This is a genomic window from Paenarthrobacter sp. NCHU4564 (assembly GCF_052156435.1).
GTDB lineage: Bacteria > Actinomycetota > Actinomycetes > Actinomycetales > Micrococcaceae > Arthrobacter.
Window position 1 is genome coordinate 284,780 of record NZ_JBQLIS010000001.1, and the last position, 26,906, is coordinate 311,685.

26 protein-coding genes are annotated in these 26,906 nt (G+C 62.6%); 13 read left to right on the forward strand and 13 right to left on the reverse strand.

Annotated elements, in window-relative coordinates:
• Positions 1-44: 44 nt before the first annotated feature.
• Positions 45-788: a FadR/GntR family transcriptional regulator gene (locus tag ACSVIE_RS01290; protein WP_442422778.1), complete on the reverse strand. Its 744-nt coding sequence runs from the start codon at positions 786-788 to the stop codon at positions 45-47.
• 179 nt (positions 789-967) lie between these two features.
• On the opposite strand from ACSVIE_RS01290, the gene ACSVIE_RS01295 reads away from it, so the two are divergent.
• The 6 genes from ACSVIE_RS01295 (at position 968) to ACSVIE_RS01320 (ending at position 7,114) form a co-directional block, all read left to right on the forward strand.
• Entirely contained in the window at positions 968-2,335 is a 1,368-nt protein-coding gene (locus ACSVIE_RS01295) for an MFS transporter (RefSeq protein ID WP_442422779.1), read from the forward strand.
• A 90-nt stretch (positions 2,336-2,425) separates the two neighbouring features.
• Positions 2,426-4,183 carry a dihydroxyacetone kinase family protein gene (locus ACSVIE_RS01300; RefSeq protein WP_442422780.1) on the forward strand — a complete coding sequence of 586 codons (1,758 nt, stop codon included), beginning with the start codon at positions 2,426-2,428 and terminating at the stop codon, positions 4,181-4,183.
• Positions 4,180-4,650, forward strand: a complete 471-nt coding sequence (locus ACSVIE_RS01305) for a ribose-5-phosphate isomerase (RefSeq protein WP_426007374.1) — start codon at positions 4,180-4,182, stop codon at positions 4,648-4,650. Before ACSVIE_RS01300 ends, ACSVIE_RS01305 begins: the two co-directional genes overlap by 4 nt.
• Positions 4,634-5,443 carry a triose-phosphate isomerase family protein gene (locus ACSVIE_RS01310; RefSeq protein ID WP_442422781.1) on the forward strand — a complete coding sequence of 270 codons (810 nt, stop codon included), beginning with the start codon at positions 4,634-4,636 and terminating at the stop codon, positions 5,441-5,443. Before ACSVIE_RS01305 ends, ACSVIE_RS01310 begins: the two co-directional genes overlap by 17 nt.
• Entirely contained in the window at positions 5,440-6,252 is an 813-nt protein-coding gene (locus tag ACSVIE_RS01315) for a sugar phosphate isomerase/epimerase family protein (protein WP_442422782.1), read from the forward strand. Before ACSVIE_RS01310 ends, ACSVIE_RS01315 begins: the two co-directional genes overlap by 4 nt.
• A 1-nt stretch (position 6,253) precedes the next feature.
• Positions 6,254-7,114 (forward strand): phosphogluconate dehydrogenase C-terminal domain-containing protein, encoded by an 861-nt coding sequence (locus tag ACSVIE_RS01320; RefSeq protein WP_442422783.1) that lies wholly within the window; start codon positions 6,254-6,256, stop codon positions 7,112-7,114.
• A 136-nt stretch (positions 7,115-7,250) separates the two neighbouring features.
• Here ACSVIE_RS01320 and ACSVIE_RS01325 read toward each other — a convergent pair whose 3' ends face one another.
• Positions 7,251-8,237, reverse strand: coding sequence for an SDR family oxidoreductase (locus ACSVIE_RS01325; protein WP_442422784.1), 987 nt, complete (start codon positions 8,235-8,237; stop codon positions 7,251-7,253).
• Between the two features lie 93 nt (positions 8,238-8,330).
• On the opposite strand from ACSVIE_RS01325, the gene ACSVIE_RS01330 reads away from it, so the two are divergent.
• From ACSVIE_RS01330 to ACSVIE_RS01340, 3 genes are all read left to right on the forward strand, one after another.
• The gene (locus tag ACSVIE_RS01330) at positions 8,331-9,170 is read left to right on the forward strand and encodes a helix-turn-helix transcriptional regulator (protein ID WP_442422900.1); all 840 of its coding nucleotides are present in this window, start codon (positions 8,331-8,333) and stop codon (positions 9,168-9,170) included.
• 293 nt (positions 9,171-9,463) lie between these two features.
• Entirely contained in the window at positions 9,464-9,907 is a 444-nt protein-coding gene (locus ACSVIE_RS01335; RefSeq protein WP_426007368.1) for a DUF4192 family protein, read from the forward strand.
• A 637-nt stretch (positions 9,908-10,544) separates the two neighbouring features.
• Positions 10,545-11,126 carry a hypothetical protein gene (locus tag ACSVIE_RS01340; RefSeq protein WP_442422785.1) on the forward strand — a complete coding sequence of 194 codons (582 nt, stop codon included), beginning with the start codon at positions 10,545-10,547 and terminating at the stop codon, positions 11,124-11,126.
• Between the two features lie 976 nt (positions 11,127-12,102).
• Here ACSVIE_RS01340 and ACSVIE_RS01345 read toward each other — a convergent pair.
• The 3 genes from ACSVIE_RS01345 to ACSVIE_RS01355 all read right to left on the reverse strand — a co-directional run bounded on the left by ACSVIE_RS01345 (position 12,103) and on the right by ACSVIE_RS01355 (position 17,228).
• Entirely contained in the window at positions 12,103-14,520 is a 2,418-nt protein-coding gene (locus ACSVIE_RS01345) for a hypothetical protein (protein ID WP_442422786.1), read from the reverse strand.
• 516 nt (positions 14,521-15,036) lie between these two features.
• Positions 15,037-15,855 carry a carbon-nitrogen hydrolase family protein gene (locus tag ACSVIE_RS01350; protein WP_442422787.1) on the reverse strand — a complete coding sequence of 273 codons (819 nt, stop codon included), beginning with the start codon at positions 15,853-15,855 and terminating at the stop codon, positions 15,037-15,039.
• Between the two features lie 53 nt (positions 15,856-15,908).
• A complete protein-coding gene (locus ACSVIE_RS01355) occupies positions 15,909-17,228 on the reverse strand; it encodes an MFS transporter (RefSeq protein WP_442422788.1) in 1,320 nt (439 codons plus the stop codon).
• Between the two features lie 198 nt (positions 17,229-17,426).
• Between ACSVIE_RS01355 and ACSVIE_RS01360 the strand changes: the two genes are divergently transcribed.
• The 3 genes from ACSVIE_RS01360 (at position 17,427) to ACSVIE_RS01370 (ending at position 19,511) form a co-directional block, all read left to right on the forward strand.
• The gene (locus ACSVIE_RS01360) at positions 17,427-18,110 is read left to right on the forward strand and encodes a DUF2848 domain-containing protein (RefSeq protein ID WP_179018238.1); all 684 of its coding nucleotides are present in this window, start codon (positions 17,427-17,429) and stop codon (positions 18,108-18,110) included.
• A gap of 101 nt (positions 18,111-18,211) precedes the next feature.
• A complete protein-coding gene (locus ACSVIE_RS01365) occupies positions 18,212-18,853 on the forward strand; it encodes a GntR family transcriptional regulator (protein ID WP_131134350.1) in 642 nt (213 codons plus the stop codon).
• Positions 18,854-18,869: 16 nt separating this feature from the next.
• Positions 18,870-19,511 (forward strand): GntR family transcriptional regulator, encoded by a 642-nt coding sequence (locus ACSVIE_RS01370; RefSeq protein WP_442422789.1) that lies wholly within the window; start codon positions 18,870-18,872, stop codon positions 19,509-19,511.
• 240 nt (positions 19,512-19,751) lie between these two features.
• Here the strand turns inward: ACSVIE_RS01370 and ACSVIE_RS01375 are convergent, their stop codons facing one another.
• The 8 genes from ACSVIE_RS01375 to ACSVIE_RS01410 form a co-directional block, all read right to left on the reverse strand.
• Complete coding sequence (locus ACSVIE_RS01375) at positions 19,752-21,326, reverse strand: amino acid permease (protein WP_442422790.1); 1,575 nt, start codon at positions 21,324-21,326, stop codon at positions 19,752-19,754.
• Between the two features lie 82 nt (positions 21,327-21,408).
• Entirely contained in the window at positions 21,409-21,672 is a 264-nt protein-coding gene (locus ACSVIE_RS01380; RefSeq protein WP_442422791.1) for a hypothetical protein, read from the reverse strand.
• Positions 21,669-22,487: an alpha/beta fold hydrolase gene (locus tag ACSVIE_RS01385; protein ID WP_442422792.1), complete on the reverse strand. Its 819-nt coding sequence runs from the start codon at positions 22,485-22,487 to the stop codon at positions 21,669-21,671. Before ACSVIE_RS01385 ends, ACSVIE_RS01380 begins: the two co-directional genes overlap by 4 nt.
• 35 nt (positions 22,488-22,522) lie before the next feature.
• Entirely contained in the window at positions 22,523-22,825 is a 303-nt protein-coding gene (locus ACSVIE_RS01390; RefSeq protein WP_442422793.1) for a DNA-directed RNA polymerase subunit alpha C-terminal domain-containing protein, read from the reverse strand.
• Positions 22,822-23,982, reverse strand: coding sequence for a pyridoxal phosphate-dependent aminotransferase (locus ACSVIE_RS01395; protein WP_442422794.1), 1,161 nt, complete (start codon positions 23,980-23,982; stop codon positions 22,822-22,824). Before ACSVIE_RS01395 ends, ACSVIE_RS01390 begins: the two co-directional genes overlap by 4 nt.
• Before the next feature lie 12 nt (positions 23,983-23,994).
• Positions 23,995-24,585 (reverse strand): RraA family protein, encoded by a 591-nt coding sequence (locus ACSVIE_RS01400; protein WP_442422795.1) that lies wholly within the window; start codon positions 24,583-24,585, stop codon positions 23,995-23,997.
• Complete coding sequence (locus ACSVIE_RS01405; RefSeq protein ID WP_442422796.1) at positions 24,582-25,247, reverse strand: RraA family protein; 666 nt, start codon at positions 25,245-25,247, stop codon at positions 24,582-24,584. The genes ACSVIE_RS01400 and ACSVIE_RS01405 overlap by 4 nt, the downstream gene beginning before the upstream one ends.
• Positions 25,247-25,912, reverse strand: a complete 666-nt coding sequence (locus tag ACSVIE_RS01410; RefSeq protein WP_442422797.1) for an RraA family protein — start codon at positions 25,910-25,912, stop codon at positions 25,247-25,249. The genes ACSVIE_RS01405 and ACSVIE_RS01410 overlap by 1 nt, the downstream gene beginning before the upstream one ends.
• Before the next feature lie 74 nt (positions 25,913-25,986).
• Here ACSVIE_RS01410 and ACSVIE_RS01415 point away from each other — a divergent pair, with 74 nt between their 5' ends.
• The gene (locus ACSVIE_RS01415) at positions 25,987-26,877 is read left to right on the forward strand and encodes a LysR family transcriptional regulator (RefSeq protein ID WP_442422798.1); all 891 of its coding nucleotides are present in this window, start codon (positions 25,987-25,989) and stop codon (positions 26,875-26,877) included.
• The last annotated feature ends 29 nt before the right edge of the window (positions 26,878-26,906 follow it).

Below are 26,906 nucleotides of genomic sequence, written 5' to 3' on the forward strand. Positions count from 1 at the left end.
AACATTGTCATCAAATGCCATCTCGCGGGGGGCGGGAAGGGGATTTACTGGGCGGCGTCGAAACCGGCAAGCAGGCGCCGCGAGGCAGTGACCATGTGCGAACGCATGCTCTTTGTCACGGCCTCAGCATCCCGGGCCTTCAGCGCCTGGTAAATCGCCGTGTGCTCCTTCAGGGCAGCTTCGGCGTGCCCTTCGTCGGTGAGGGCCCGGTCCACCCAGATCCGCAGCAGGGAACGGATGCTCTGGAGGAGCTCCTCCAGGACCGTATTTCCGGAGGCAGCGGCGATCTCCCGGTGAAAGGCTGCGTCGGCCTCGACGAAGGCCGCCAGGTTGTCCAGGTTCTTTTCCATGGCGTCCAAGTCGGCCCGCATCCGCTCCAGGGCTTCGTCGGTGATGCGAAGTGCCGCCAGTTCGACGGCCTGGATTTCCAAGCCGCTCCGAAGTTCCACGAGCTCCCGCGTCCTGGGCTCCCCCAGCATCAAACCCCAGCTAAGCGTCCGCGGCAAGAGCTCGGAGACGCCGTCGCGCAGATACGTTCCGGAACCCGGCCGGACGATAACGATGCCGAGGATCTCCAAGGCCGCCAGGGCTTCGCGGACTGCTGACCGCCCGACTCCCAGTGATGCCGACAGCTGGCGCTCCGCGGGAAGGCGGGTGCCGGGAGCGATGTCGCCGCTGGTGAAATACGCGAGCAATCGCTCGGCGACCTCGGACACCACGGAACCCTGCTCCATGGGGGCCAACGCTGCCGTCATATGGGCCGCTGCAGCGGCTGGATTTACAGACATCTTCACAGCGTAGCAACCGGATGACCAATCAATACTCATCAACCGGTTGACCAATTTAGCTTCGAGGCCTATGGTTTAAATCACAAGCTTCGCCAAGCCGCATCCCAGACGGCCGTCGCATGCGTCAGCCCCCGAATCCAACGCAGGAGCAGTGGGGATACCAATATCTAGGAGTCAATGTGGACACCACACAATCAGTGGTCGAGAAATCCGCCATCAGGAAGGTGGCGATCCGGCTGGTGCCGTTCGTTGCCTTGATGTTCTTCATCAATTACCTGGACCGGACTGCCATCTCGTTCGCCGGGCCCAACGGCATGAACAACGACCTGGCGCTGTCGGCGGCCCAGTTCGGCTTCGCATCCGGTGTCTTCTTCATCGGCTACATCCTGCTGGAAGTACCCAGCAACCTGGCCCTCCATAAGTTCGGTGCGCGCCGCTGGCTTGCCCGCATCATGGTCAGCTGGGGCATCGTTTCCCTGCTCTTCACCTGGGTCGGCAACGTTGAGCAGCTCTACATCCTGCGCTTCATCCTGGGTGTTGCCGAGGCAGGCTTTTTCCCCGGCGCCATTCTCTTCCTGAGCCTGTGGGTTCCCTCCAAGCACCGCAGCAAGATCCTGGCCCTCTTCTACTTGGCGCAGCCGCTGACCACCGTGATCGGTGCACCCCTTGCCGGTGCCCTCATCCAGCAGCACGGCGTGTTCTTCGGACTTGAAGGCTGGCGCTTCATGTTCTTCGGCGTGGCGGTGCCCGCCATCGTCGTCGGCGTCATCGCCTGGTTCTACCTCGCTGACAACCCCTCCAAGGCCAAGTGGCTGACCGCCGAGGAAAAGACCTGGCTGACCGGCGCCTTGGAAAAGGAAAAGGCGCAGACCGCAGCCAGCAACAAGCACGTCAGTGTCCGCACCGTGTTCGGCAACGGCCGCGTCTGGATGCTCTCCCTGATCTACTTCGGCTTCATCTACGGCCTCTACGCCTTGGGCTTCTTCCTTCCGACCATCATCGCCGGCTTCGAAGGCCTTTACGGCGCCAAGTTCGACGTCTTCCAGAAGGGCCTGATCACAGCCATCCCGTACCTCCCGGCAGCGTTCGCCCTGTACTTCTGGTCCAAGGACGCCACCAAGCGGGGCGTGAAGACCTGGCACATCGCCCTTCCGGCACTCATCGGCGGCCTCAGCATCCCGCTGGCCCTCTTCGCAGGCTCCCCCGCAGCGACCATCGCCGTCATCACCATCACGGCCATGTCCATCTTCGCGGCCCTGCCGAACTTCTGGACCGTACCCACCCAGTTCCTCACCGGCGCGGCAGCTGCCGCAGGCATCGCCCTGATCAACACCGTGGGCAACCTGGCAGGGTTCAGCGCCGGCTACATCACCGGCTGGCTCAAGGACTTGACCGGCAACTACACGGTTCCCATGTTCGTGGTGGGCGGCTTCATGTTGCTCTCCTCGATCCTCATGGTGGTCCTCAGCCGCCAGGGCAAGACTTCAGAGGGTGTAGCCGCCGAGGCCCTGGATCCCCAGGGCGCCGGGCACCACGTCGAGCCGTAGCCGCCCCACAAGCCGGGGCGCCCTCCCGAAGGGCGGGCGCCCCTCTCCAACCACACGCATTTTGCAGACCAAGAGCTCCAGGAGCCCCGCATGACCCGCTTGTTCAATGAACCCGCAGCTTTTGCTGACGAGATGATCGAAGGGTTCGTCGCATCGCACGGCCGTTGGGTGCGTCGCGTCTCAGGTGGTGTCGCCCGGAGCACGCGTTCGACGCCGGAGACGGTCGCCTTGGTGATCGGGGGCGGCTCCGGGCACTACCCTGCGTTCGCGGGTTTGGTGGGTCAGGGTCTGGCCCACGGCGCTGCGATGGGGAACCTGTTCGCCTCCCCGTCCGCGCAGCAGGTGTACAACGTGGCCAAGGCCTCGGATAACGGCGCGGGTGTTTTGCTCGGTTACGGCAACTACGCCGGCGACGTCCTGCACTTCACCCAGGCCCAGGACAAGCTCCGGGCCGAGGGCATCGATTGCCGCAGCATCGCCGTCACGGACGACATCTCGTCGGCACCACTTGCGGAGAAGCACAAGCGCCGCGGGATCGCCGGCGACCTGACCGTGTTCAAAGTCGCCGCCGCGGCCGCCGAGGCCGGCCATTCCATGGACGCCGTGGTGGAGATCGCCCAACGCGCCAACGACCGGACCCGGTCCTTCGGTGTCGCCTTCACCGGTTGCACGTTGCCGGGCGCGGACCAGCCGCTCTTCTCCGTTCCGGCGGGGCGAATGGCGGTAGGCATGGGCATCCACGGCGAACCTGGCATTGGAGAGACCGACATCCCGACAGCGGATGAGCTCGCCGAACTGCTGGTCAAAGACCTCCTGGCCGAGGTCCCGGAGGGCGTAATCGTCCAAGGCGCCCGGGTGGTGCCGATCCTCAACGGCCTGGGCAGCGTGAAGTACGAAGAACTTTTTGTGGTCTACCGCCGCGTGGCCCAGCTGTTGGCGGAAGCCGGGATCGAGGCGGTGGACCCGCAGGTCGGCGAGCTCGTGACCAGCTTCGACATGGCCGGAACTTCCCTGACCCTGTTCTGGCTCGACGCCGAACTCGAGGAACTGTGGCTGGCCCCGGCGGATGCCCCGGCTTTCCGACGGGGTGCCATCACCGCAAAGGCGCTCGACGCCGACGAACTCGCCTTCGACGCTGAGCAGCTGGCCGTGATCCCTGAGGCCACGGACGAATCCCGCTCCGCCGCCCAGTCCGTGCTGGCCGCCCTGGATGCAGCCAAGGCCGTGATCGATGCGAACGTGGCCGAGCTGGGCAGGATCGACGCGATCGCCGGCGACGGTGATCACGGTATCGGCATGGAGCGCGGCATCCACGCCGCATCAGCTGCCGCGGCAGACGCCGTCGTACGCGGTGCCGGCGCCGGAACCGTACTTAACCTGGCCGCCGATGCCTGGGCCGACAAGGCCGGTGGCACCTCAGGTGCGCTGTGGGGCATGGCCCTGCGCGCAGTCGGAGCCGCCGTCGGTGATCACGAGGCACCGAACGCCACCGCGGTCGCCGCCGGAGTGGCCGAGGCGAAGCGCTCCATCATGGACTTCGGTAAGGCCAAGGTGGGCGACAAAACCTTGGTGGACGTGCTGTCACCGTTCAGCGATGCCCTCACTGCACGGGTGAACGACGGCGGCTCCCTCCGGGACGCGTGGGGCGCAGCCGCGACCATTGCCGAACAATCCGCCGAAGCCACAGCGAACCTGCTGCCCCTTATGGGCCGGGCACGCCCGCACGCGGAAAAGAGTCTGGGAACCCCTGACGCCGGTGCCATCTCCATGGCGCTGATCGTCCGGGCGATCCACAACACCCTCATTGGTGAAACCACCGCTAAGAACACTGTTAAGGAGAACGCATGAGCGCCGCACTGCGCCTGGTCATCGGATCGGACGATGCCGGATTCGAGTACAAGGAAGCCCTCAAGGCTGATCTGGAAGCGAACCCGCTGGTTGAATCGGTAACCGATGTTGGGGTGGACGCGACCTCCCACACCCCATACCCGTCCGTGGCCATCGCCGCCGCTGAACTGATCGCCGCCGGCAAGGCTGACCGTGCCCTGCTGGTCTGCGGCACCGGGCTCGGTGTGGCGATCGCAGCGAACAAGGTCCCCGGTGTCCGCGCCGTCACCGCCCACGATTCCTTCTCGGTGGAGCGTTCCATCCTTTCCAACAACGCCCAGGTCCTCACCATGGGCCAGCGCGTCATCGGCCTCGAACTCGCCCGCCGCTTGGCCAAGGAATGGCTGACGTACACGTTCGACGAAAGCTCCGCCTCGGCAGAGAAAGTCACCCTGATTAAGGACTACGAGGGTGTCACGTCCTGCTAACGCTGTAGCTGCAAAAGCGGTGATCGGCGTGAGCCTGAAAATGTACTTCGGGTATCAGCGCTCCGTGGATTACTGCCGCGATATCGCCACGATTGCCGTGAGGCACCCGGCCGTGCAGAGCGGTGACATTGAGCTGTTCGTCCTGCCGATCCTTCCAGCCCTCCCCGAGGCCGCCCGTATCCTGGGCTCTGCGCATGTGGGCACGGGAGCGCAGGACATCTTCTGGGAAGACGAAGGCGCCTACACCGGCGAAGTCGGCGGCAAGACCGTCGCCGAGCTTGGCGGACGGTACGTGGAAGTGGGGCACGCGGAACGTCGCCGGATCTTCGGCGAGGACGATCGCGTGATCGGACTCAAGACCGCGGCGGCCTACCGCAACGGCCTCACCCCGGTGCTTTGCGTCGGCGAACTGACTGCGGGCTCACCCGAGGAAGCCGTCGCACAGTGCATGGCCGAGATCGACGCCGCGATCAACCGCGCCGGATCCCTCGGCCCCACCGGCCGGACCATCGTGGCCTACGAGCCGCAATGGGCCATCGGCGCACCCGAACCAGCCACCCCGGAGTACATCAGCGCGGTCGTCCGCGGCCTCGATGAGCACCTGAAGTCCCTCCCGGGCCAGGAAAACAGCCGGGTCATCTACGGCGGCAGCGCCGGACCGGGCCTGATCACGGAACTGGACACCGCCGTCGCCGGTTTGTTCCTGGGCCGCTTCGCGCACGACCCCGCAGCGCTGAAGACCATCCTGGACGAAACCGCCGCGCGCCTCGCCGCGCAGGAGGTGGCGGCATGAACGGCGCTTCCCAAAGCAAAATAGGGCTCAGCAGCTACGCCTTCTTCTGGCAACTCTCGGACCAGGTCAGCACGCCGCTGAGCATCCACGACGCCCTCCGCCGGGCCGCGGAAATGGGGGTGGACCTCTTCCAGATCTGCGACTACGCACCGTTGGAGGACATGAACGACGCCGACCTCGCCGCCGTCCGCACGACGGCCGACGAGCTGGGCATCACCCTGGAAGTCGGGACCAAGGGCATCCGCCCCGAACACCTGCGGAAGTTCCTGCACATCGCACACCTTCTGGGTTCGGACCTGCTGCGGACCATGTTCAACGTCCCCGGCCACGCCCCGGACAACGACGAAGCCGTGGGGATCTTCACCGATGTGCTTCCCGAATTCGAAGCAGCCGGGGTGCGGATCGCCGTCGAGACCTATGAACAGGTCCCCACGGAACGGATCCTGGACGTCGTCAAGCGCGTCAACAGCCCGTACCTCGGTATCTGCAGCGACCCCGCCAACACCGTGGCGGCGCTGGAGATGCCGCGTGAGGTGATTGACGCCGTCGGGCCGTATGTCCTGAACATGCACATCAAAGACTTTGCGTTCAGCCGCAAGCAGGGATGGGTCGGGTTCACGTACTCGGGCGCACCCCTCGGCGAGGGCCTTCTCGACTACGACTACATGGTCGGGAAGATCCAGCCCAAAACCAGAAACATCAACCAAATCGTCGAGCACTGGCTGCCGTGGCAGGACTCCGAAGCGGAGACCATCCGCCTCGAAAACCAGTGGACCCAACAAAGCCTCGATTTCCTAAGGAGCAAGTGAAATGTCAGCAGAAACTTTGACCGTCGCCGTTATCGGAGCCGGTGGCAAGATGGGGATGCGCGTTTCGCGCAACCTCCAGAAGTCCAATCACACCGTCTTCTACAGTGAGAACTCCCCCGCCGGCCAGGAACGCATCCAGGCCGAAGGCCGCGAAATCACCGCAACCGACGACGCCGTCAAGGGCGCCGACGTCGTGATTCTCGCCGTGCCGGACACCGTCCTGGGCATCGTCTCCGAGGGCGTGGTCCCGCAGATGAAGGCAGGCTCCATCCTCCTGACCCTTGACCCGGCCGCCGCCTACGCCGGACTGCTGGCCAAGCGCGAGGACGTCGTCCAGGCCGTCGCCCACCCGTGCCACCCCTCCGTGTTCCTGGAGCGCACCACCAAGGAAGAGTGGGCCGACACCTTCGGCGGCGAAGGCGCACCGCAGAACGTGGTCGCAGCCATCGACGACGACGCCCCCACCGCCACCCGCGATGCAGCCGAAGCCGTCATCCGCACCATCTACGCACCCGTCATCGACGTCCACTGGGTCACCGTCTACCAGCTCGCCGTCCTCGAACCCACCCTCGTGGAAACCGTGGCCTGCATGATCGGAACCCTCCTCAACGAAGCACTGCACGAGACCGTCCACACCGTCGGCGTGCCCGAGGAAGCTGCCAAGGCCATGCTGTTCGGCCACGTCCAGATCGCCCTCACCAACGCCCTGCGCGGTTCCAACCCGTTCTCCGAAGCCTGCGAAATCGCCATCCAGTACGGCAAGGACACCATCATCAAGGACGATTGGAAGAAGATCTTCGACGACTCCGAACTCGACAACGTCATCGCCAAGATGCTCAAACTGGAAGCTGTTAAGCGCTGATAGTGCCCATCCAGACGTAACGAGAGCGGGCCGCGGCGATTGCTACGGCCCGCTCTTGAAGTCCCCACGATGGTCAGCTGAGTTTCGGGTGAGGAACTGCGCGAGGATGACCCGAACCTGCCACGGTCCAGGCTACTCACGTCAAGGGAAGCGGGGCCTTCGTGAGTTCTCGCGTCAGCTCCCAGATTCGCCGCCCGTCTCCAGGGCTTCGCAAGCTGGAGAACAGTTTCCGTTCCACGGGGAGTCCGCCAAGCCCCCCGATGCCCCGCGGGCCGAAGAGCTTGCCTCCGTGTTCGCCCGGTGTAGTGGCGGCCATAAGGGCGGACTGGCCGGCGCTCACAACTGTGCCCAGGATGCCGAGTCGGGAGAGAGCGCTGATGAGCCGGCGTGCGGGCACAGCGTCAACGCGGCCGATCTCGGGGCGGGCGGCGAGCAGGTTGGTGGGAGCGACTCCGGGGTGGGAGAGGTTGGCGGTTATGCCCCAGCCCTCGGCTTTGCTGCGTCGGTCCAGTTCCAGGCCGAACAGGCCGTAGGCAATCTTCGAGTGAGAATAGGCGGCCATGCCGTCGTAGGAGCGCTCCCCATTCAGGTCGTCCCAGTTCACCGCACCGCGGTTAGCGGCGATGCTGAGCTGCAGCGTAACGCGCGCGCGTCCTTCCTGGAGCAGCGGCAGAAGATGACCGATCAGCGCTGCATGGCCTAGATGGTTGGTGCCGAATTGCAGCTCGAACCCATCGACGGTGGTCTGCCGGACGGGCGGATTCATGACACCGGCGTTGCCGATGAACACATCGATTGGCTTGCCTTCCTCACGCAGCGTTGCACCCAGTGAGGCAACGGATTCGAGCGAGGAAAGGTCCAAGGAGCGAAGTGAGACATCGGCTTGCGGAGCCCACACACGGATAGCTGCGAGGGCTGCCTCGCCCTTTTTGGGGTTCCGGACAGGGAGGACGAGTTCGGCTCCTGCAGCGGCGAGCCGGGTAGCAATGGAGAGTCCCATGCCGTCGCTGCCGCCGGTGAGGACGACGCGTTTGGCGCTGAGATCGGGGACGGTGATGTCGTTGGGACGGCGTACCACGATGGCTTGCTCCTTTTTCCAGGTAAAGAGGTCTGCACCCAGCATCAGGCATACCTCCTGAACCTATCCACGGCCTGACGATCCGTGGCTCAGAGTCATTGGCTACGGTACAAAGGGTGTAATAAGGAGGGGCATATGCTGATCGATAGGGCCGGGCTGGCGGCGTTCCTCCGCCACCGACGTGCGGCACTTCAACCTGAAGACGTGGGGCTTCCTCGCGGGCAGCGCCGGCGAGTCGAGGGACTGCGTCGCGAGGAGATGGCGGCGCTGTGCCACATGTCGACCGACTACTACGCCAGACTCGAACGCGGCCGCGGCCCGCAACCCTCCGAACAGATGATGGCAGCGATCGCCCTGGGTTTGCATCTCGGGCTCACCGAACGTGACCACCTGTTCCGGCTGGCTGGGCATTTGCCGCCGGTCCGCGGTGCATCGCGGGAGGAATACATTGCCCCGGGGTTGCTGCGAATCCTCGACCGCCTCGACGACACGCCGGCTGAGATCGTCACCGAGCTCGGTGAGACGCTGCGCCAAACACGGATGGGGGTTGCCCTCACCGGCGACCTGACCAGCTTCCGTGGCCCCGCCCGAAGCATGGGCTACCGATGGTTCACCGACCCATCCACCCGAGACCGGTACGCGCCAGACGACCATGACCAGCTCTCAAGGGTGTTCGCCTCGGGGCTGCGTGAGATCGTCGCCAAGCGGGGTACCCGATCGCAAGCGGAACGCCTCGCAGGACTGCTGCTCAAGGAAAGCGAGCTGTTCCGCAAATACTGGGATCTGCAGGAAGTGGGGGTCCGGCCTTCGAAGGGGAAGCGCTTCCTTCATCCGGAGGTAGGACTGCTCGAACTGGAGTGCCAGACACTCCTTGACCCCGACGAATCCCACACCTTGCTCGTCTACACCGCAGAGCCCGGCGGCGACAGCTACGAGAAGCTCCAACTCCTCTCCATCATTGCGGGCTCCCTGCCCTGAGCCACACCAATGCGGTGGGGGTTAGCTTCCTTGGGCATCCTGCCGGGCTGTCCCGGCCCTTGAAGTCCAAACTGCTCCCAAGCGGCCCGTTGCTGTCATGCGCAGTCTCTGCGGCGACAGTCACCTGCCCGTCAGGCTGGTGGCGCTCCGGTGGGCGGGGTTCCACCCGATCCGCCGCCTGGTGGCATTCCCCCACTTGGGGGGCCGCCAGCGCTTGGGGTGGTGGCTGTATCTACGGGGGCGGTGAGTGCGACGTGGTAGCCGGAAGAGGTGTCGCCGGTAACCTGCGCGAGTTGCAGCGCACCCCCATCGTCGCCGAAGACGTTGTCCGAGGTCAGGAGATTCTGAAGCTCGTCGCGGACTTTCAATTCCCGCACATCCGCGATCAGCTCATGGCCGACTTCCCCGGCATCGACGAACCACCCGAACACGTGCACTTCGCCCTAACCAATACAGGACCAAGCTGGTCACGCATCGAATGGGCTAAACAACTACTCACCCATGCCTACACCCTGACGCGTCCGGAGCACGCTGCCCCCATTCTCACCGCCATCGGCTACATCAACTGGTGGGAAGGCCGAGGATCCAAAGCCCACCAATACCTCCAACTCACCCTCGTCACCGACCCCGGCTACCGCTTCGCACGCCTCACCGACCACATGCTCGGCGCCGGCATCATCGCAGGCTGGAACACCAACAAAAACACCGCATACAAAACCAACCTCAACATGCCGTGACACCTCGGCAAGGCGGCGTCAGCCGATCTTCCGTGCGTTCCTCTCCTGCGATCAGACGCTGTTCCGGTCCGACGCATCGTCCAGATGAAGCGGCTGTCGGCGGCCATCGGGACACCCCTGTCAAGACGGGCCGTCGAAGACATAGTGGGAACTTCGGCGGCCCACCGCACCGGCTAGAGCCGGACGGTGGACGACGCCTGATCGTAGATGTCCAGGGCCGCTTCGATTTCTTCGGCAGTGACGACGGCGGGTGGGCAGCAAATCACCGGACTCTGCCGGTTCCGCTCATTGTCCGGCGTTTGCGGGGAAGACCAGGACAGGGCGTTCAGGAGGCGGCTACGCCCCGGAAAAACCCCGCCAGCTAAAACGGATTGCGCTCGTCCGACCCGGCGCCGTTCTGCTCCGCTGCCGGGCGTCATGCCTGCTACGTCGGCGGGCTTCGTATTTCATCTCAGCCGTTAGCTCGTCTGCCCTCCTGACGTCTTCGACCGGAACCTTCGAGAACCACGCTCGTGAAGCGTCACGCCACGACACTTGACGGCACTAACAGGTAGCGAACTATCAAATTTCGCCGCCAACGGCTCCGACGCCACTACGGCGGCGCTCCGGCACCTAAAACACACGGAATGAGGGAAAGATGCGGGGAACGAACTGTTTCAGCAAGAAGACGAATCGCAAGAAGGTGCTGTTGGCCGGCCTAGGGTTCGTGCTGGCTTTGGCGCTTATGACTCCAGTGCCGGCAACGGCTGCCACGCATGAGGCCACATCACCGGGGGAATCCCGAGCCAAGGCTTCCAACGAAGGCACCGCGTATCTCTCCTCCTCTATGGAGACGATCCAAGGCCAAAAAGTCATTCGATTGAGCGCCATCCGCGCGAAGTTCGACATAGCCTCAGACGGGACGCTGCTCGCAAGAGATGCCCGGGGCAATGTTCTGGAAAGGACCAGCGCTAAGGCTAGTGTGGCCGGCGTCGACTACACGTTGTCGTTCAAGCTCTCATCGAACCGGAAACAAGTAGATGTCTACTTTCAACCCGCCAATGGCGCATCCCCCGAAGTCCCAACGCTCAGGATTAATCAGGGATGTGCTTTCAATAACCTCCTCTGGGGGCTGTGTACTGGAGCCCTCACCGGGGCTGGCGCGGGAATCCCTGGGATGTTTATTGGCGGTTTGACCGGAGCAATCTTCTCTGGAATTCAAAGTGCAACAAGCTGTTGAGATGTCCGACCGCGGCACGAACATGGCGAAACAGCGTGCGCTCTGGCTTGGTTTCGGGCTCCTCGTGGGATTAATAAGCCTCGGAATCCGATACTTGCTCGGGGACTCGCAGAACACGCTCAGCGCCACAATAACTGTGCTGATTCCCGTAGTCGCTGCGCTCTTCGCGTCGTTCATCGTGAGGAACACCGACCGCTAGAAGCGTTGCAACGGCCTCCAAACAAGAACAGTAAGCGGTGCCGCCCGGCTTGGGCCTCATGAGTTCTGGGGTCTCGCCAGCGGGCCATGAAGGACTGGGATCCGTCCTTTTTGGTTCGTGTGGAGATGCTGGCCATGCATAAACGCTACGCCGCAGAACACGCTTTAGGGGCTTGTCCCCAGTCAGGGGCCATATAGGCCCCTGACCTGCAACAACGTCGTGCCCGAGGTGGGACTCGAACGGGATTCCAAGGCTTGCAAACACTGGGAAGTGGCGGAAACATGCGGAATCCGGGCCAGTTCAACGGGTGTACGCGGCAGTCCGAGGTGGAAAGGGTGGACATTGTCCACACCTCCTTTTGCCCCTGTCGGCGGTTGTCGGGTCGCCGTCCACGGCTGAGGAAACGAAATGCAGAACGCAGCAGGCGCCGGGCAACCCCCCTAGTCGGAAGTGCCTGCGTGCACTGACAAGACTTCATGAATTCCTCCTTTCTAAACCTTCATGAATTTTCGAACAGGGGCCGACATGACTTGCAGTGACCGGGTACCGCCCATTAGTCAGAATGATGGAGCGGGATCCGCTGATCGGCGGTTTTGACCTTTCGGAGCACCTGCATTGTTGGGACGAGCTCAGACATCCTCAAACTTCAGCATGACCATTCCGGCACCTGTTCACCTCGCGGACGAACGAGGCAGCCGCGATGGCAGGGGCGCTTCTGACAAGAAGCTTACAGAGAGGAGGAACTCTAGATGATGCGGTTCTGGTTCTGTCCTCGATCTACTGCACCAGTTCACCCTCAGGTTCACCGCTTGCGCCTTCGTGTTCGGACATCACTGAGCGCGCGGTACGCGGGTCGCCTTGTCCATCTTGATAAGAGAGCTTCTCAAGTACTAACAGGCCGTCAAGGCGCGTCTTGAATTCCTCGTATTGAGCAACCTGCTCTTGAGGCCTCCGACCATCCAACTCAAAGTCCCGTTCGATAGAGCGAACATCCATAGCGATGGAGTCTGAGTACTGTGAGTCACCAAGAGCAGCCTGGATCTCTTGTAGTAGTCGTTTGGCTTTGAACTGCATGACGCCACCGGGAAAGTCCCGTTTAAAGGATGAGACAAGTCGCTTGATTTTGTTGTCGCTCCGGCGTTGATCCTCATCCTGTTTGGCCGCACGAAGAGTCTGGGCCAAGTGTCGAGTCAGCTGTCCGAACCTGTCCAAGAACAATACCGACTGCGAATCTTCTGGATTCTCCGCAACGCGCCGTATTACCTCCCGAGCCAAACCAACCTTCTCTATGTGTTCGCCGACAAAGGCAGTTTGATAAGTGGCGCTAAGACCCTCCCAAGCATTTCCGTTCTTAGTCCCCACCGATTTGATCACGGCGTCCAGCGAAAGTGCGTTCACATCGATCTCCTCTGGCGAAAGAAAGCGCTCCACATAAGCTAAGGCAGCTTCGCGTAGCAAAGGGATAGGGACCAGATCCTCGATCTCACTGAAAACCACCCCATCCTCGGCCACGAGACCGGCCGAGCTCGCCCATGAAGCGATCTCCACGATGCAGGCGTCAGGCAGAACCCGCTTCTTTCGGGCCTCCCCACGACGAAGAACACGGGCCGCCTCTTTGCCGGCATTGTCTCCATCGAGCAACGCGACGCAAGGAGGCTTTACAGAGTCACGCCCTCGCGCAAGGTAGACCATGTAGGGAATTGAATCCGCCGAGCCCGCAGCCACGATCGTGACGGTATTGAGATCGAGTACTTCATCAGGAGCCGCATTGAGCCGGATTAGGTGTGCTGATGCTCCCGCGAGATAAACCTGGTCGGCCATACCTTCCACAAAGAGGTTTGCACCTCCAATAAACGCCGTTTCAGCCACATACGCACCAAGGGAGGACCGCAGCGGCTCGTACCTGTTGTTCGCAGCATCTTTAACGACTTTGGTTCCCTCGTCTTCGGCTCCCTTGTCCAACACCCTGATCCGGTGGGGCATGTTCTTGTTGATGAGAAACGGTGAGTGGGTCACGTAAACCACCTGACCGGATGGTCCACCTTCTTCTGGGAAGGCATAGTTTTCCAGAACACGCAGGAGGTCCTGTTGCCCAACACTAGAGAGGTACGCGTCCGGTTCGTCCAGAACAAGCACGTCTGGCTCGTGGTTGTTGAGCCGGTGTGCAGTCAATTGAACGAAGTAGCTGAGAAAGAATCGCAAACCCTGACTTCGTTCGTCAAAAGAGTAGCTTGCCGCCGTTCTATCTCGAATAGTGAAGGCCAGTTCATGCTCACGAGCCTCAACTACCAAGTCAAAGGCCTTGTCTTGAGTCCACCAGCGCTGGAAGTTGAGCCGTTCCCTGAGAGCGCGATTGATTCCGCCGATGACGCCCGCGACTTGACCCTCGCGTCCGGCACCAATAGCTTCCAAGAGCTCTTGGAACGCTCGTTCATCCACACCCGCCACTTCGACCAGGAGCTTGCGGGCAAGCTCGAACTCGGTCTCTCGGCGTTGATCCAGGGGCTTGAGATGCTCTCCGGCTTGCGAGTAGTGGGGGTACACATCAGTGGCGAACGACCCCGCATCTGTGTAGGCGTTTTCGGCAAGTATCTCCAAGAGATTGGTTCGCTGCCTTCTGTCAGCGAAGCGGCTGCGCCCCCTGCCGGCCAATTCGCGGATCGAAACACTTTCCGGGAGCGCCACAGCCGTTTCAAGCCGAAACACCTTAGGAAGCCTTAGTTGAAGACCCGCCAATTCCTCGGCGTCAAGGTTATGCCGTGTCTGCCCTACAACGACGTAGGCCGAGTCTGGCGAAGTGCGGTACAGCGCGAAGACATCATCAAGCCCAACGTTTAACTTCGTAGGCATGGCACTTACGTCTTCAGCCGAGGTCAGCCTCAGAACAGCCCCGAATTCAGGGAACCGATACTTGCCAGACTGGACTGAGTACAGCTCGCTGTAGCGACAAAAGTCAGCCCGTGCTATGGGTGCACCGGTCAAAGAAGCTTCGACGGCTGCTAGCAACTGACTCTTTCCAGATTCATTAGCGCCCACTACGGCAGTAATTGACTCGTCGAGAGGGACGCGGACAAACGGAAACCAGCCTTCTACGGTATCTTCCCAGCTCTCAGGCTTTTTTTCAGGCCTAGCCTTTCGCTCAAAATCAAAATTGAAAGACCTGAAAAACCTGACATCAATACGTTCCAGACGCACGAGCAGTTCCCCTTCTGACGTGATCGAAAGCAGCCGACCGGCCACCACGAATGACGCTACTCGAAGCGGCCGACATTATTGGTAACCGCCTGCACAACACCGCGCACCCAACGGCCTTGAAAAGGCGTCCTCAGCCTGCAGTTGCACGGACGTGACGAACCGTGAGCACCGGGAACGACCGGTATCACTTCTTGGATCTCCTTGAAGGACAAAGGATTAGGAGCAACCGCCTACAAAGCATCCGCCGGTTCTCAAAAAAGTGCACTTGTGTCCGCTACTCCCAGGTGTGCAAAAGGGGTCGCCGGGCTGCGCCATAACGCAGAGCTGGCCGATAACGGCGCATATGTAGTCACCAAAGCGATTCGCCGCTGGGCACTCATCGCTTGCCCGGTTGGAAAGCGCTTCCGAGGTCCCACAACGAAGTCCACTTCGTGTGGATCCGAAGATGGCGGGCCCAAACGCCCCACCCGGGTTAGCCATCTGCCGGCGTGGGGCGTTGGGAACCCATCAGCAAACTCAGACCGCAACGCCCAACCGACGGTTCGCCAGAACCGGGATCACCTGGCGGGCTTTCTCCACGGCCGCAACGTCTAACGTGACATCCAACTGACCGACCTTTTCGTCGAGTTCTTGCAGGACGACACCCATTGGGGAGACCACCAAGCTGTGACCCACGCCGAAGCGGGGGCCCGTCGGTTCTTCAATGCCGGCCGTGGAAGCATCCGCCTGGTCGCAGGCCACGACCCAGGTGGTTGAGTCGATGGCGCGAGCCTGGTTGAGCAGTCGCCACGCATCGATCTTCCCGTCCCCGGCGCCCCAATGGGCGGTGACGATGATGACTTGGGCGCCACGGTCGGCTAGTTCGCGGAAGAGTTCCGGGAAGCGGACGTCGTAGCAGGTGGCTACGCCTACCGTGACGCCGTCCACCTCAAAGGTGAAGGGTTCGTTGCCGGGTTCCACGTCGGCTGATTCTGAAAACCCGTAGGCGTCGTAGAGGTGGATCTTGTCGTATCCGGAGTGGATGTTTTCACCGGTAACGAGGATGGTGTTCCGGACGCGTCCATCAGCTGCTGGCTGGAAGGTTCCAACCAGGACAATGACGCCAAGGTCCTTTGCCAGTTGCTGGACAGCCGATGCCCATGGCCCGTCGATGGGTTCGGCATGTGCTGCAGGAGCGGCGCCGAACCTCACCAGCGAAGCTTCGGGGAGCACAACGACACGGGCGCCGGTTTCCGCGCCGCGGCGAACTGCGTCGAGGACGAGTTCAAGGTTTCTTGCTGGATCAACGGTGGTAGCGAACTGCTGGACGGAGATGGAGAGGCTTGCAGAAGACATGGGTGTTCCTTTTCTGAATGAAGGGGGTGCGAATCAAGTGCGGAGCTGGCAGGTCAGTAGATCGAGTGTCCAGCGATCTCCCGGGAATCGGGGTTCTTCGCGAGGCTCACTCCGACCAGGGTGATGACGGAGACGACCACGATGTACAGGGCCAGGGGCAGCCAGGTCCCGTACGTCCCCAGCAGCCAGGTAAACAGGAGCGGTGCGATGGCGCCGCCGAAGACACCGCCGATGGTGTAAGCGAGCGAGCTGCCTGCGTACCGGAGCCGCGGGCTGAACTGTTCGGAGACGAGAGCAGCCTGGGGTCCGTACATAAGGGAGTTGCAGAGCAGGCCAAAGATGACGGCCAGCACTACTCCGAGGAAGCCGATGCTGATGAGCGGGAAGAAGATGAACGGAAACGCGATCGAACATGCTGCGCCGATGGCGGTAACGAGTCGCCTGTTCATACGGTCGGAGAGGTGTCCGGCGGCCGGCACCATGAAGACCTGGAAAGCAGAGCCAATCACGACGGCCAGGAGTGCCTGCCCCGGCTGGAGCCCGAACTGACGGGTGGCATACGTAAGGATGAAGACGGTTGAAAGCGCGTACATCACGTCGGGCGCAATCCGGGACATGGTGGCCGCCAGCAAGGCCCGGCGTTCGGTCCGGAACACCTCAGCCAACGGTGATTTCGGGGTAAGGCCTTGTTCTTTGATGGCTTCGAAGACAGGGGTTTCTTCAATTTTGAACCGGATCACCAAGCCAACCACAACCAGCACTGCGGAGAACAGGAAGGCAACGCGCCATCCCCAGGACAGGAAGTCCTCCTTGGGAAGCAGCGCGAGGAGCGCCAAGGCGCCGTTGGCCAGCAGGTTGCCAAGTGGCGGGCCGATCTGGGCTGCTGAGCCGAACAGGCCCCTCTTCCCGGGATCTCCGTGTTCGCTGGAGATGAGGACTGCTCCTGCCCATTCACCGCCGACGCCGACTCCTTGGCATAGCCGGAGGAAGACAAGGGCGATAGGTGCGGCAACGCCGATGGTGTCATAGCCCGGCAGCAGACCTACCGCGAAGGTGGCGATGCCAATGAGGAGAAGAGTCCAGACGAGGACTTTCTTACGGCCGATGCGATCACCTAGTCGCCCGAAGAGGACGCCGCCCAGGGGCCTGGCGACATAGCCGACAGCGTAGGTGGCAAAAGCTGCCAGCGTGCCGGCGAGGGGGTCATCGGAGTGGAAGAAGACCTGGCCGAAAACCAGGGCCGAGGCTGCCGAGTAGATCGCGAAGTCATACCACTCCAGGCTTGTCCCGGTCAGGGCGACAATGAAGCCCCTTTTGCCTTGGCCGGGCCTTGCCGGAGTTTTATGTTGCGAAGTGGATATCTGTTCAGTCACGAGATGCCTCCTGAATAAGAGTGCCTTGAACGACAGAGCGCCGGAAGGGCGAATGTCCTGTCACAAGCTGCTTCTTTGCCGAATCCCAGTAGCGTATGGGTTGCGTATACAGAAGCGTATGGGCTGTGTATACTCACACTATACTGTGATGCAGATCGCAGCAATACCCAGCCAAATCAATTGTTTGAAGGAGTCCTCATGTCCTTGCAGTTCACTCTCCCCAGTGGTGAATCCCTCGATGTCGACGTCATCCACCTCCTGAACGGTGGATATGCAGGCCGCCACCAGGAACACGTCCGCGCCCATGTCGAGGAGCTCGCGCTGCTGGGCGTTCCGGCCCCCACGGTCACCCCAACCATGTACCCGGTCTCGCCCTACCTGGCTCAGCAGGCGAGTGTCGTTCCGGTCCAGCACGGCAAGACTTCCGGCGAAGTGGAGTGGGCCATCGTCGTCGCCACAGATGGGCGGATTCTCCTGACCCTCGCGTGTGACCACACCGATCGCGAGCTTGAAGTCCACGGAATCGCGTGGTCCAAGAACGCTTCACCGGACGTTTTGGCGAAGGACGCCTGGCTGCTCAGCGAGGTGGAGGACCACATAGATGACTTGACGCTGACCGCATGGGTTACCAACAACGGAGTGGAAGAGCAGATCCAGAAGGCCACGCTTGGCGACTTACTCCCACCGGCGCACTGGGTCGGCGTACTCAAGGACCGGGATTTGCTCAACCCCGGCACTGTGCTTATTTCGGGCACCGTCAACATGGTGGAGGGCGTAAACCAGTTTGCCGATGGCTGGCGGGCGGAACTGACCGATCCAGTCCTGGGCCGGACCATCAGCCTCGCCTACGATGTAGTGCCGATGGCCACCCCGATCGGCTGACTATCCGGTGGCGGCGGGGCGCGGCTCCATCTGGCGGCACGCGCCCCGCCGCTACTACCAGCCGGTCCCACCCGAATGTATGCGGAGAGTATACTTTGACTATGCAGACGCCAAGCCAGTCCAATCGCGACAGAGTGTACGACTACATCCGCGACACCATCCTCCCGGACGGCGCCTACCACGGCAGCTTCCTCACTGAGGAACAGGTGGCCGAAAAAGTCGGAGGAACCTCCCGCACACCCGTCCGGGAGGCTTTTCTTCTCCTGGCTTCCGAAGGGCTGCTGCAACTGGTTCCACGCCACGGAGCGTTTATCCCGCCGGTCACCCGACAGGAGATCAGCGAGGCCCTTGAGTTTAGGACAGTATTGGAAACCAACGCCGCCGAAGTTGTGATGGAACGCGGCACCGCCCCACTCGACGCGATGAAGCTGGCGCTGAAGCACCAACTGGAAAGCTCCGACGCCGGCCACGAACGCGAGTTCGTTGACTGGGACAGTGAATTCCACATCGCCTTGGTCAGGGCCGTCGGCAACTCCCTCATGACCAAGTCGTACACGGACCTTCGCGCCCGACACATCCGCATTGGTATCCGGGCGCTCATGAACACCCCCGCCCGGCAGGCCGCCGTCATCGCAGAACACCAGGCAATCGTCGATGGACTGGAATCCGGAGATCCCGAGCTGGCCAAGGCCGCACTTCGCAGCCACATTCGAACCACCGCATCAGGTCTCTCGGAAATCTGACCTACGAAAGGTTCCCATGGACCAGCCCTCCCCTTCCGGGCTCACGGCACCAGAAATTGCCTACCAATGGATCACCGCTTTCATTTCCGGTCTACCCCGGGACGAGGAGACCTTCCTGAACGAGGCCACGCTGGCCCAAGCCACGGGCACTTCCCGAACACCGGTTCGGGAGGCCCTTCTACGACTTGAAGCCGAGGGATTCATCAGGCGCGTCCCCCACAAGGGCGCTTACGTTCCACCCATCACGGACCAAGAGGTCCGGGCTAACCTCCAAGCCCGCTCCGTGGTGGAACGCTGGGCCGTCGACACCCGAGGGCACTTCGATCAGGCCACCCTGGATGTTCTGCAGAGCCTCATCGACCAACAGCGACTGGCCGCCTCCGATCCCGGCAGATTCATTGAGCTGGATACGGAGTTCCACAACACCATCGTCAGATCAGCCGGCAATCCAGTACTCTCGGATTTCTACTCCTCCTTGCGGCAGCGGCAGCTAAGAATCGGGATCCAGGCCATCACCAGAGGCGGCAGCCGAACGGACGAGGTTCTGTCCGAGCACCAAGCCATCGTGAACAGCCTGGGCGGTGCAAGCCTGACCGCCACCTGCGCAGCCATCGATTCGCACCTGGAGGCGACCCGACGAGCAACCATCGGCTACTGAAGCGCGATAGAACCGCCTTGGAGAATACTCAGCCAGAGGGCTGCTGTGAGGCAGCCCCGCTGGTCTCCAACTCAAGTTTCCAGCTGACGCTGCTCCCCCGGAGCCCTGGCATGACGACACCCTTTTGCACGTAGCGGAACGGCACTGTTTCGCCGTCGGGCCGCCACCACCCGCTGACAGGAGCGCGATGCCCCGTCAGGACGAGGGCGGGTACGGTGGCGGCTCCTGGATAGCGCGATGTCACGGCGTACTGTTTCCCGCTGGTGCCCGGCCCTGATCGATCGCCGGACGATTCGCCAGCACGGGAAGGTTCCCCGTGTAGCCTTCGCGTTCCTTGGCCGCGGCAGCTATTCCCTCCCGGGCGGCGAACCAGCCGCCGATTAACAGCGGAACCAGCACCAGTAGCGAGGCCAGGACCCAGCGGCCCGTTTCGGAGAAGCCCATGGAGACCAGAACGAACACCAGGAACGTTAAGGTTAGGTAAGAGGTATACGGCGCACCGAACAAGCGGAACGCCGGGCGCTTAATCAGGCCGGAACGCGAGAGCTTGTGCAGTTTCATCTGGCACAGGATGATGGTGGCCCAGCAGCCGATGATTCCGAGCGCGGAAATCTCCAGGACGATCTCGAAGGCCTGCGACGGGACGAGAGCGTTGAGACCGATGCCAAGCAGTGCCACCACTGTGGTGAACAGGATGCCGCCGTATGGGACACCTTTGCTGTTCATCCGTCCAGAGAATCGTGGCGCGGATCCATTGACGGCCATGGACCGCAGGATTCGGCCCGTGGAATAGAGGCCTGCGTTCAGGCTGGACAGGGCCGAGGTCAGTACCACGAAATTCATGATGGATGCGGCCGTTGCACCCGCCTGCGGGTCACCGAGGTGCGAGAAGAACGTGACAAACGGTGACTCACCGCCCTTGTAGGCAGTGAACGGCAAGAGCAGGGAAAGCAGCAGGATGGACCCGACGTAGAACACGGCGATCCGGAAGACGACACTGTTGATCGCCTTGGGCATGACCTTGGCTGGTTCCTTGGTTTCACCGGCGGCCGTGCCGATCAGCTCGATGCCGGCGTAGGCGAAGATGACCCCGCTGGCGGCGAGCAGCGGAGCTATGCCCCCGTTGGGGAAGAACCCGCCGTTGTCCGTGAACAGGACCAGGCCTGTGGGGCCGACGTCGGTGGCGGCACCGCTGAGGAGGAAGACGACGCCGACCACCAGGAACGTGACCAGGGCAATGACTTTGACCAGCGCGAACCAGAACTCCATTTCGCCGAAGAGCTTCACCGAAACCAGGTTCAGGGACAGCACCACCACCAGGGCGATCAGGGCCAGCAACCACTGAGGTGTTTCCTGCAACGGCGGCCAATACGGTGCCCAGAATTTCAGGTACAGGGCCGCCGCGGTGACATCCACAATGGAGGTCATGGCCCAGTTCAGGAAGTAGAGCCAACCGGCCGCGTAGGCCATTTTTTCACCGTAGAACTCCCGGGCGTAGGAAACGAAGGAGCCGGACGATGGCCGATGCAGGACCAGCTCCCCCAGCGCCCGGAGAATGAGGAAGCCGAAGAAACCGCAGACGGCATAGACCAGAACCAGTGCCGGCCCACTTCCGTTCAGGCGGGCGCCGGCTCCCATGAACAGGCCTGTACCGATGGCTCCGCCGATGGCAATCATTTGGATCTGCCGCGGCTTCAGCGACTTGTGATAACCGTGCTCCTCGCTGGAGAAGTCCCGGACGGCTGAGGCAACATCGCCTATCCGCTCGCGTTCGTTTTCCAGTTCATCCGCGCGGTCGTGTGCGGGTTTTTGCATGTTTTTCTCCAGGGGAACGAACCGCACGTCATCGTGCGGCTGACAATAGGCCGCCCGGAGCGCCGGGCGGGTAGCCACTCAGCTAGCTGCTGACATTGGCCGAGGGTTTGGTGCGGAACTGCAGGTCCCGGGGACTGATCCAGACCTCGTAGCCTTCCTTGCGGACGAAGGCCCGGCGCGGCTGGACGCCGTTGCTTCTTAGCCAGAGCGTGGATGAGTCGGCCATGGCATGGTCCACGATCCCGGAGTGAACCGGTTCCCCGTGCTTGCGGATTTGCACGTGTCCGCCGATCAGGGCGGTCCAGTCGTCGTACCGGATGAACTGGGGCGCGTCCCGCCTTTTCATGCCTGCTCGCTGCCCAGGAAGAATGCTGTGAGGCGGTCCCACATTTCAGTGGCGTTTGAGTACATGGGGAAGTGCCCGCTGCGGGAGATCTCCGCGAGTTCCACGCCCTTTTCTGCCAGCAGGGGCAGGTAGCTCAGGGTGTTGTTCTGGACGCCGAACATGTACATCCGGGGAAATGGCAGCGCCAGGAATCGATCCATGAGGCCGCCGTGATCGGACAGTTCCACCATGGATTCGAAGATGGGCCGGACCGCCCCGGGCCGGACCTTGTGGGGAAGGCTCGCTGCGTAAAGGCTGCTGGAGTAGAACCGGGACTTCCAGACCCGGTCCTGGAAATCCTTGAAGAAATCCTCGGGATCCGGGTGTGAGTGGCTGATGATCTGCCGGCTCAGGAAGCAGTCTTCCGGGGCCACGTTTCCTTCGATATCGGCGAAACTGAGAACGCGGGCTGGGTTCTGGTCCGCCAGCAGGAGGGCTGTGAGCCCGCCCATGGAATGGCCCACCAAGTGAAAGCGGTCGATGTTCTTCGCGGCCAGGACTTCCTTGGCGACCTGAACGAGGAAGTGCACTGAAATGGCGTTCAGGTCCGGGCAGATACTCGCGCCGCAGCCCGGGGCGTCGTAGGCCAGGACCGGGCGGCCAGCGAGAGCATCCTGCTGGATGACGTCCGCGTAATCTTCCTTGGTGGAGCCGAAGCCGTGCAGGAATACCAGCGGCGTACCGGAGCCGGCACGGTACATGCCGGCGATCTCGACGTGAACTCCGTCAATGTCGAGCGGGAGAGTGAAAGGCTCAAGCTTGGTCAGGCCAGGCAAGGAGTCCTCCTATCGGTTCATTAGGGTGGAGGGAATCATGCTTGTGGGGTGACCCATGCATGATGGTTCTTAATGTGTCTCTGGTTGGTACTGGCATGTGACTGCTGGTAGGTCCTGCCCGCGTCATACACAGCCAACTGGCGCCCCCTAACGGCCAGGGCTTCTTCGATGAGGTCCAAAGACCCCTCGCCGAGCCCGATGACCTGCCCCAGCAGTTCCGACCGGGACCACGTGACAAGCACCTCGACGCTCCGGATACCATGCCGTGCCAAAGCATTCTCAGCCCGGGACGGCAACCCCAAGCCGGAGACCGCAATTGTCAGTGCCGCCGTCGTCATCGCGGGAAGTCCACGATAGTTGCGACAAACCGGTCAAGACCTTCCTTCAGGGTGGCGATGTCAGTGGCGAAGGAAAGCCGGACGTGTCCTTCGCCGGAGGGACCAAACTCGCTTCCGGATCGGACCAGAACACCGGCCGCAGCGAACCGGGCCACCATCTCATCTGAACTCAATGAGGTGGATATCCGGGGAAACGCGTAGAAGGCGCCTTGGGGCGCCAGGATTTCTACGCCGGCAACTCCGCCCAGTGCCTCCAGCACCAGATCACGCCGATCCTGGTAGGACGCCGTGAGGACTCGAAGATCCTCTTCCGGTGTCTCCAACGCTGTCAGAGCAGCATCCTGAACGAAGGTGTTCAACGGACCGTTGATGGTGCGGTGGATGAGGTTGATTTTGTCAGCGAGTGGGCCGGAGGCAACAACGTATCCAAGGCGCCAACCGGTCATGGCGTAGGTCTTGGACAGTGTGCTGCAGTACACCACCTGGGAAGAGACGTCGCTGAGGTCCAGGGCTGAAGCAAACGGGAGCTGGTCGAACACGATGCTGCCGTAGGCCTCGTCGGATAGGAGCAACAGGTCCGGGTGCTCCCCCAACAAGGCGCCGACACCGGCGAGGTCTGCCGCCGAATAGATCCGGCCTGTGGGGTTGCCCGGGTTGCACAAAATAATCAACCGAGCCGTGGCAGCCTCATGCTGGAGCGCATCCAGGTCCAGCGACCCATCAGTGCGCGCTGCTATCCAGACCACGTCCGCGCCGACCATGGCGGCATGGTCGGCGTAGAGGGAGTACGTCGGTTCAGGGATCAGTACCCGATCCCCGGGCTGGACGAGGGCAAGCATTGCAGCGGCCAACCCGGCGCTGCCGCCGTGCGTGAGCACCACCTCGCGCGCTGTGGTGGGGCGGGGGTGCCCGGCGGAGATTTTCCGCGCGAGCACCTCCCGCAGTTCCGGTGCTCCGGTCATGGGCGAGTACCGGGTCCGTCCCTTCACCAGGGAACGGACGGCAGCGTCGACTACCGCGGTGGGGGTCCCGGCGTCGGGCTCCCCCATCGCGAGTGAGATGGTGCCTGGTGCCGCCGCGCCCAGGGTGGCGGGGCGGCGGCTGGAGGCGGCGATCCGTTCAGGAGCGCCCAACTTTAGAGAGGACAAGGCTGTCATCGGTTCTTCCGTCTAAAAGGAGTACAACTCGAGGGTGGATTTGCCGTGGCGGATATCGTCGAGGATCCGCTGTTCGTCGGCGACGCGCTGGTCTGCCTTGTCCAGGACAGAATCCACGGCGTCGCGTGGGAGGACCACGACGCCGTCGGAGTCGCCGACTACCAGGTCCCCCGCGCGGACGGTCAGGCCGCCCACGCGAACGGGCGAGGAGAAGTCGCCCGCGTAGTCCTTGGCGGTTCCGACGACGGTTACGCTGCGCGAGAAGACCGGGAAGTCCATCTCCGCCATTTCCTCGGTGTCACGGACGCCGCCATCGATCACCAGTCCGAGTATTCCGCGGTGCTGGGCGGCTGCGGCGAGGATTTCGCCCCAGTGCCCGTGCTCGGCGCCTTGCATGTCTACCACCAGGACGCTGCCCGAAGGCGCGTTCAGGACGGCGTGGTGCAGGGCGAGGTTGTCGCCGCCGACTCCGCGGACGGTGAAGGCTGGACCGGCCACCTTGGCTCCGCGCCAGGCCGGCTTCAGGCCGGGATCGCAGGCGCACGGGAGTTTGGCGGCTTCATAAAGGGTGGCGGAAGAGTGCCCGCGGGCGGCGTTGCTCATTTTTTGCCCCACTGGAGGTCGTGGTAGCCGAGGTCCTTGCGGGCCTGGACCAGGGTGGCACCGGCTTTCACGGCCGCGACAATCTTCGTTTCTGTGTCCTCGATCTTCTCAGCGCGGGCAGCGACTTCTTCAGCACGGGCGCTGGGCACTGCGAGGGCACCGTCCGCGTCGGCGCAGATGATATCCGCCGGCGAGATGCGGACATCATTGATTGTCACCTCGGTCTGGACTGCCACGAGTTGTACACGGTCCTTGCCGGTGCGCATGAACTTGCCGCGGCTGAACAGCGGGTAGTTCTGCTGCAGGGATGTAGAGATGTCACGGCAGACGCCGTTGATGACGGTTCCGGCGATGCCGCGTTCGGCGGCGACCTCGGTCATGATGCCGCCCCAGACGGTGACGTCCGTGCGTCCTTCGTTGTCAATGACAATCACTGCGCCGGCCGGGACGTCGTCGAGGAAGTCCCCGACGCTTCCGCGGGACTCGCCGGCCGGTGCGTACTGCACAGTGAATGCAGGTCCGGTGGCACGGAAATCATAGGTCAGCGGAGACAACCCGTGGAGGGTCCCGTGTAGGCCGAGGGCGTCCATGGCGTCCGAAATAGAGGCGGTGGGCAGAGCTGCCAGACGTTCGATGACGTTGGTTTCAGTGGTGGTGTGCATCAGTGTTCCTCGGTGATTCCAGCCAGGCGCGCGTCGCGCATGGCTTCGTGAAGGGCGACGCCGGCGCGGAGATCGGCGGCGATGGATTGTTCGCGTGCGGCCACGCCCTGGGCGCGTTCCAATACCTCGTCGAGGTGGCTGCTGGGGACAACCACGACGCCGGTCTCATCTGCCAGGACCAAGTCACCCGGTGTGACGGTTACGCCGCCCAGCTGGACAGGTTCGCCGGTGGAGCGCTGCTGCAACCGGCCGCGGGCCGTGGCCGGGATGCGGCCCTTGGCGAAGACGGGGAAGCCGATCTCGCGGGCTTCGTGGACGTCGCGACAAGCACCGTCGGCCACCACACCGCGCACGCCGTTCAGTGATGCACCCAGGCTGAGTAGCCCACCCCAACAGGAGACGTCGGTGCGTCCTTCGTTGGCCACGACGATGACGTTGCTGCTGTTGGCGTCGGCTACCGCGGTGGCGCCGATGTGTGCGCCGGAGGGACCCGGGATGTAGGGCTCAAGCTGGACCGTCACGGCGAAGCCGACGATCTTTGGGGTTCCCCAGACGGGGAGGAATCCGGCTTGCCCTGGAGGGAGGTCGAGGGCGTCGAGGGCGTCTGACACGGCGGCTGAATCCAGTGCTGTGTAGTGCTCCAGGAGTGTTTTTTGGGAAGTCATGCTTCCAGTAGAACGTTCTCGATCGATATAGTGAAGGTCTGGTTAGCTATAGGTGGAAGAGGTTTTGCGACTCAATGATCGAGGTACGCCAAGCCCGGTACTTTGTTGCTGTGGCGGAGGAACTGCATTTCGGCCGGGCCGCCGAGCGGCTCACCATGTCACAGCCACCCCTCAGCCAGGCCATCCTGCAACTGGAACGGCAGCTCGGGACCAGTCTGCTGACCCGTTCCAGCCGCTCGGTTCTTCTCACGGATGCGGGGAAACTCTTTCTGGACGAATGCCGTCTGTTGGTCCAGGCGTCCGAGAGGGCGGAGGAGGTGGCCGCCCGGGCGAAGTCGGGCAGGGCAGGGACATTGCGCCTCGGGTCCGTCACTTCTGCCTTCGATGGTCTGCTCCCCCACGTCCTGGACAGGTTCCGGAGCGCCTGGCCGGCGGTGGAGTTGGAAGTTTCGGAAATCGACACCCATCACGGACGCGACCGGTTGCTGCGGCGGGAACTGGACGTCGCCATCATCCGCCAGCCCGGTTTCGACAAGGGGCTCCGATCAGTTCCCCTGCGTCGCGACCGCTTCGTCCTGGCACTCCCGGGGACGCACGCCACGGCCACAGACCAAAGACCGGCGGATCTCGCACAGTTCAGGGACGACAGCTGGATCTGGCTTCCACGCGCCATTTCGCCGGACTATCACGACGAGATGGTGGCAGCCTGCCGGCAGGCAGGATTCAGCCCGCAGGCCAAGCACTTCGCGAACTCCATCCAGTCCCAGCTGTCCATGGTTGGCTGCGGCCTGGGGGTCACACTGGTGCCGCTGTCATCCTTGGGCGCTCGACGAGGCGTGGTGGCATTGGAGTTGTCGCAACGCGTGGACCTCGTGGAACTATCACTCGTTAGCCGGGCCGGCACCTCGGAGACCATCGCGGACCATTTCATCGAGTGTGCCAGGGTGGCCGCTGACAGCGATTAAGCCGCCAAGGCGAACGGACGACGGCGGGA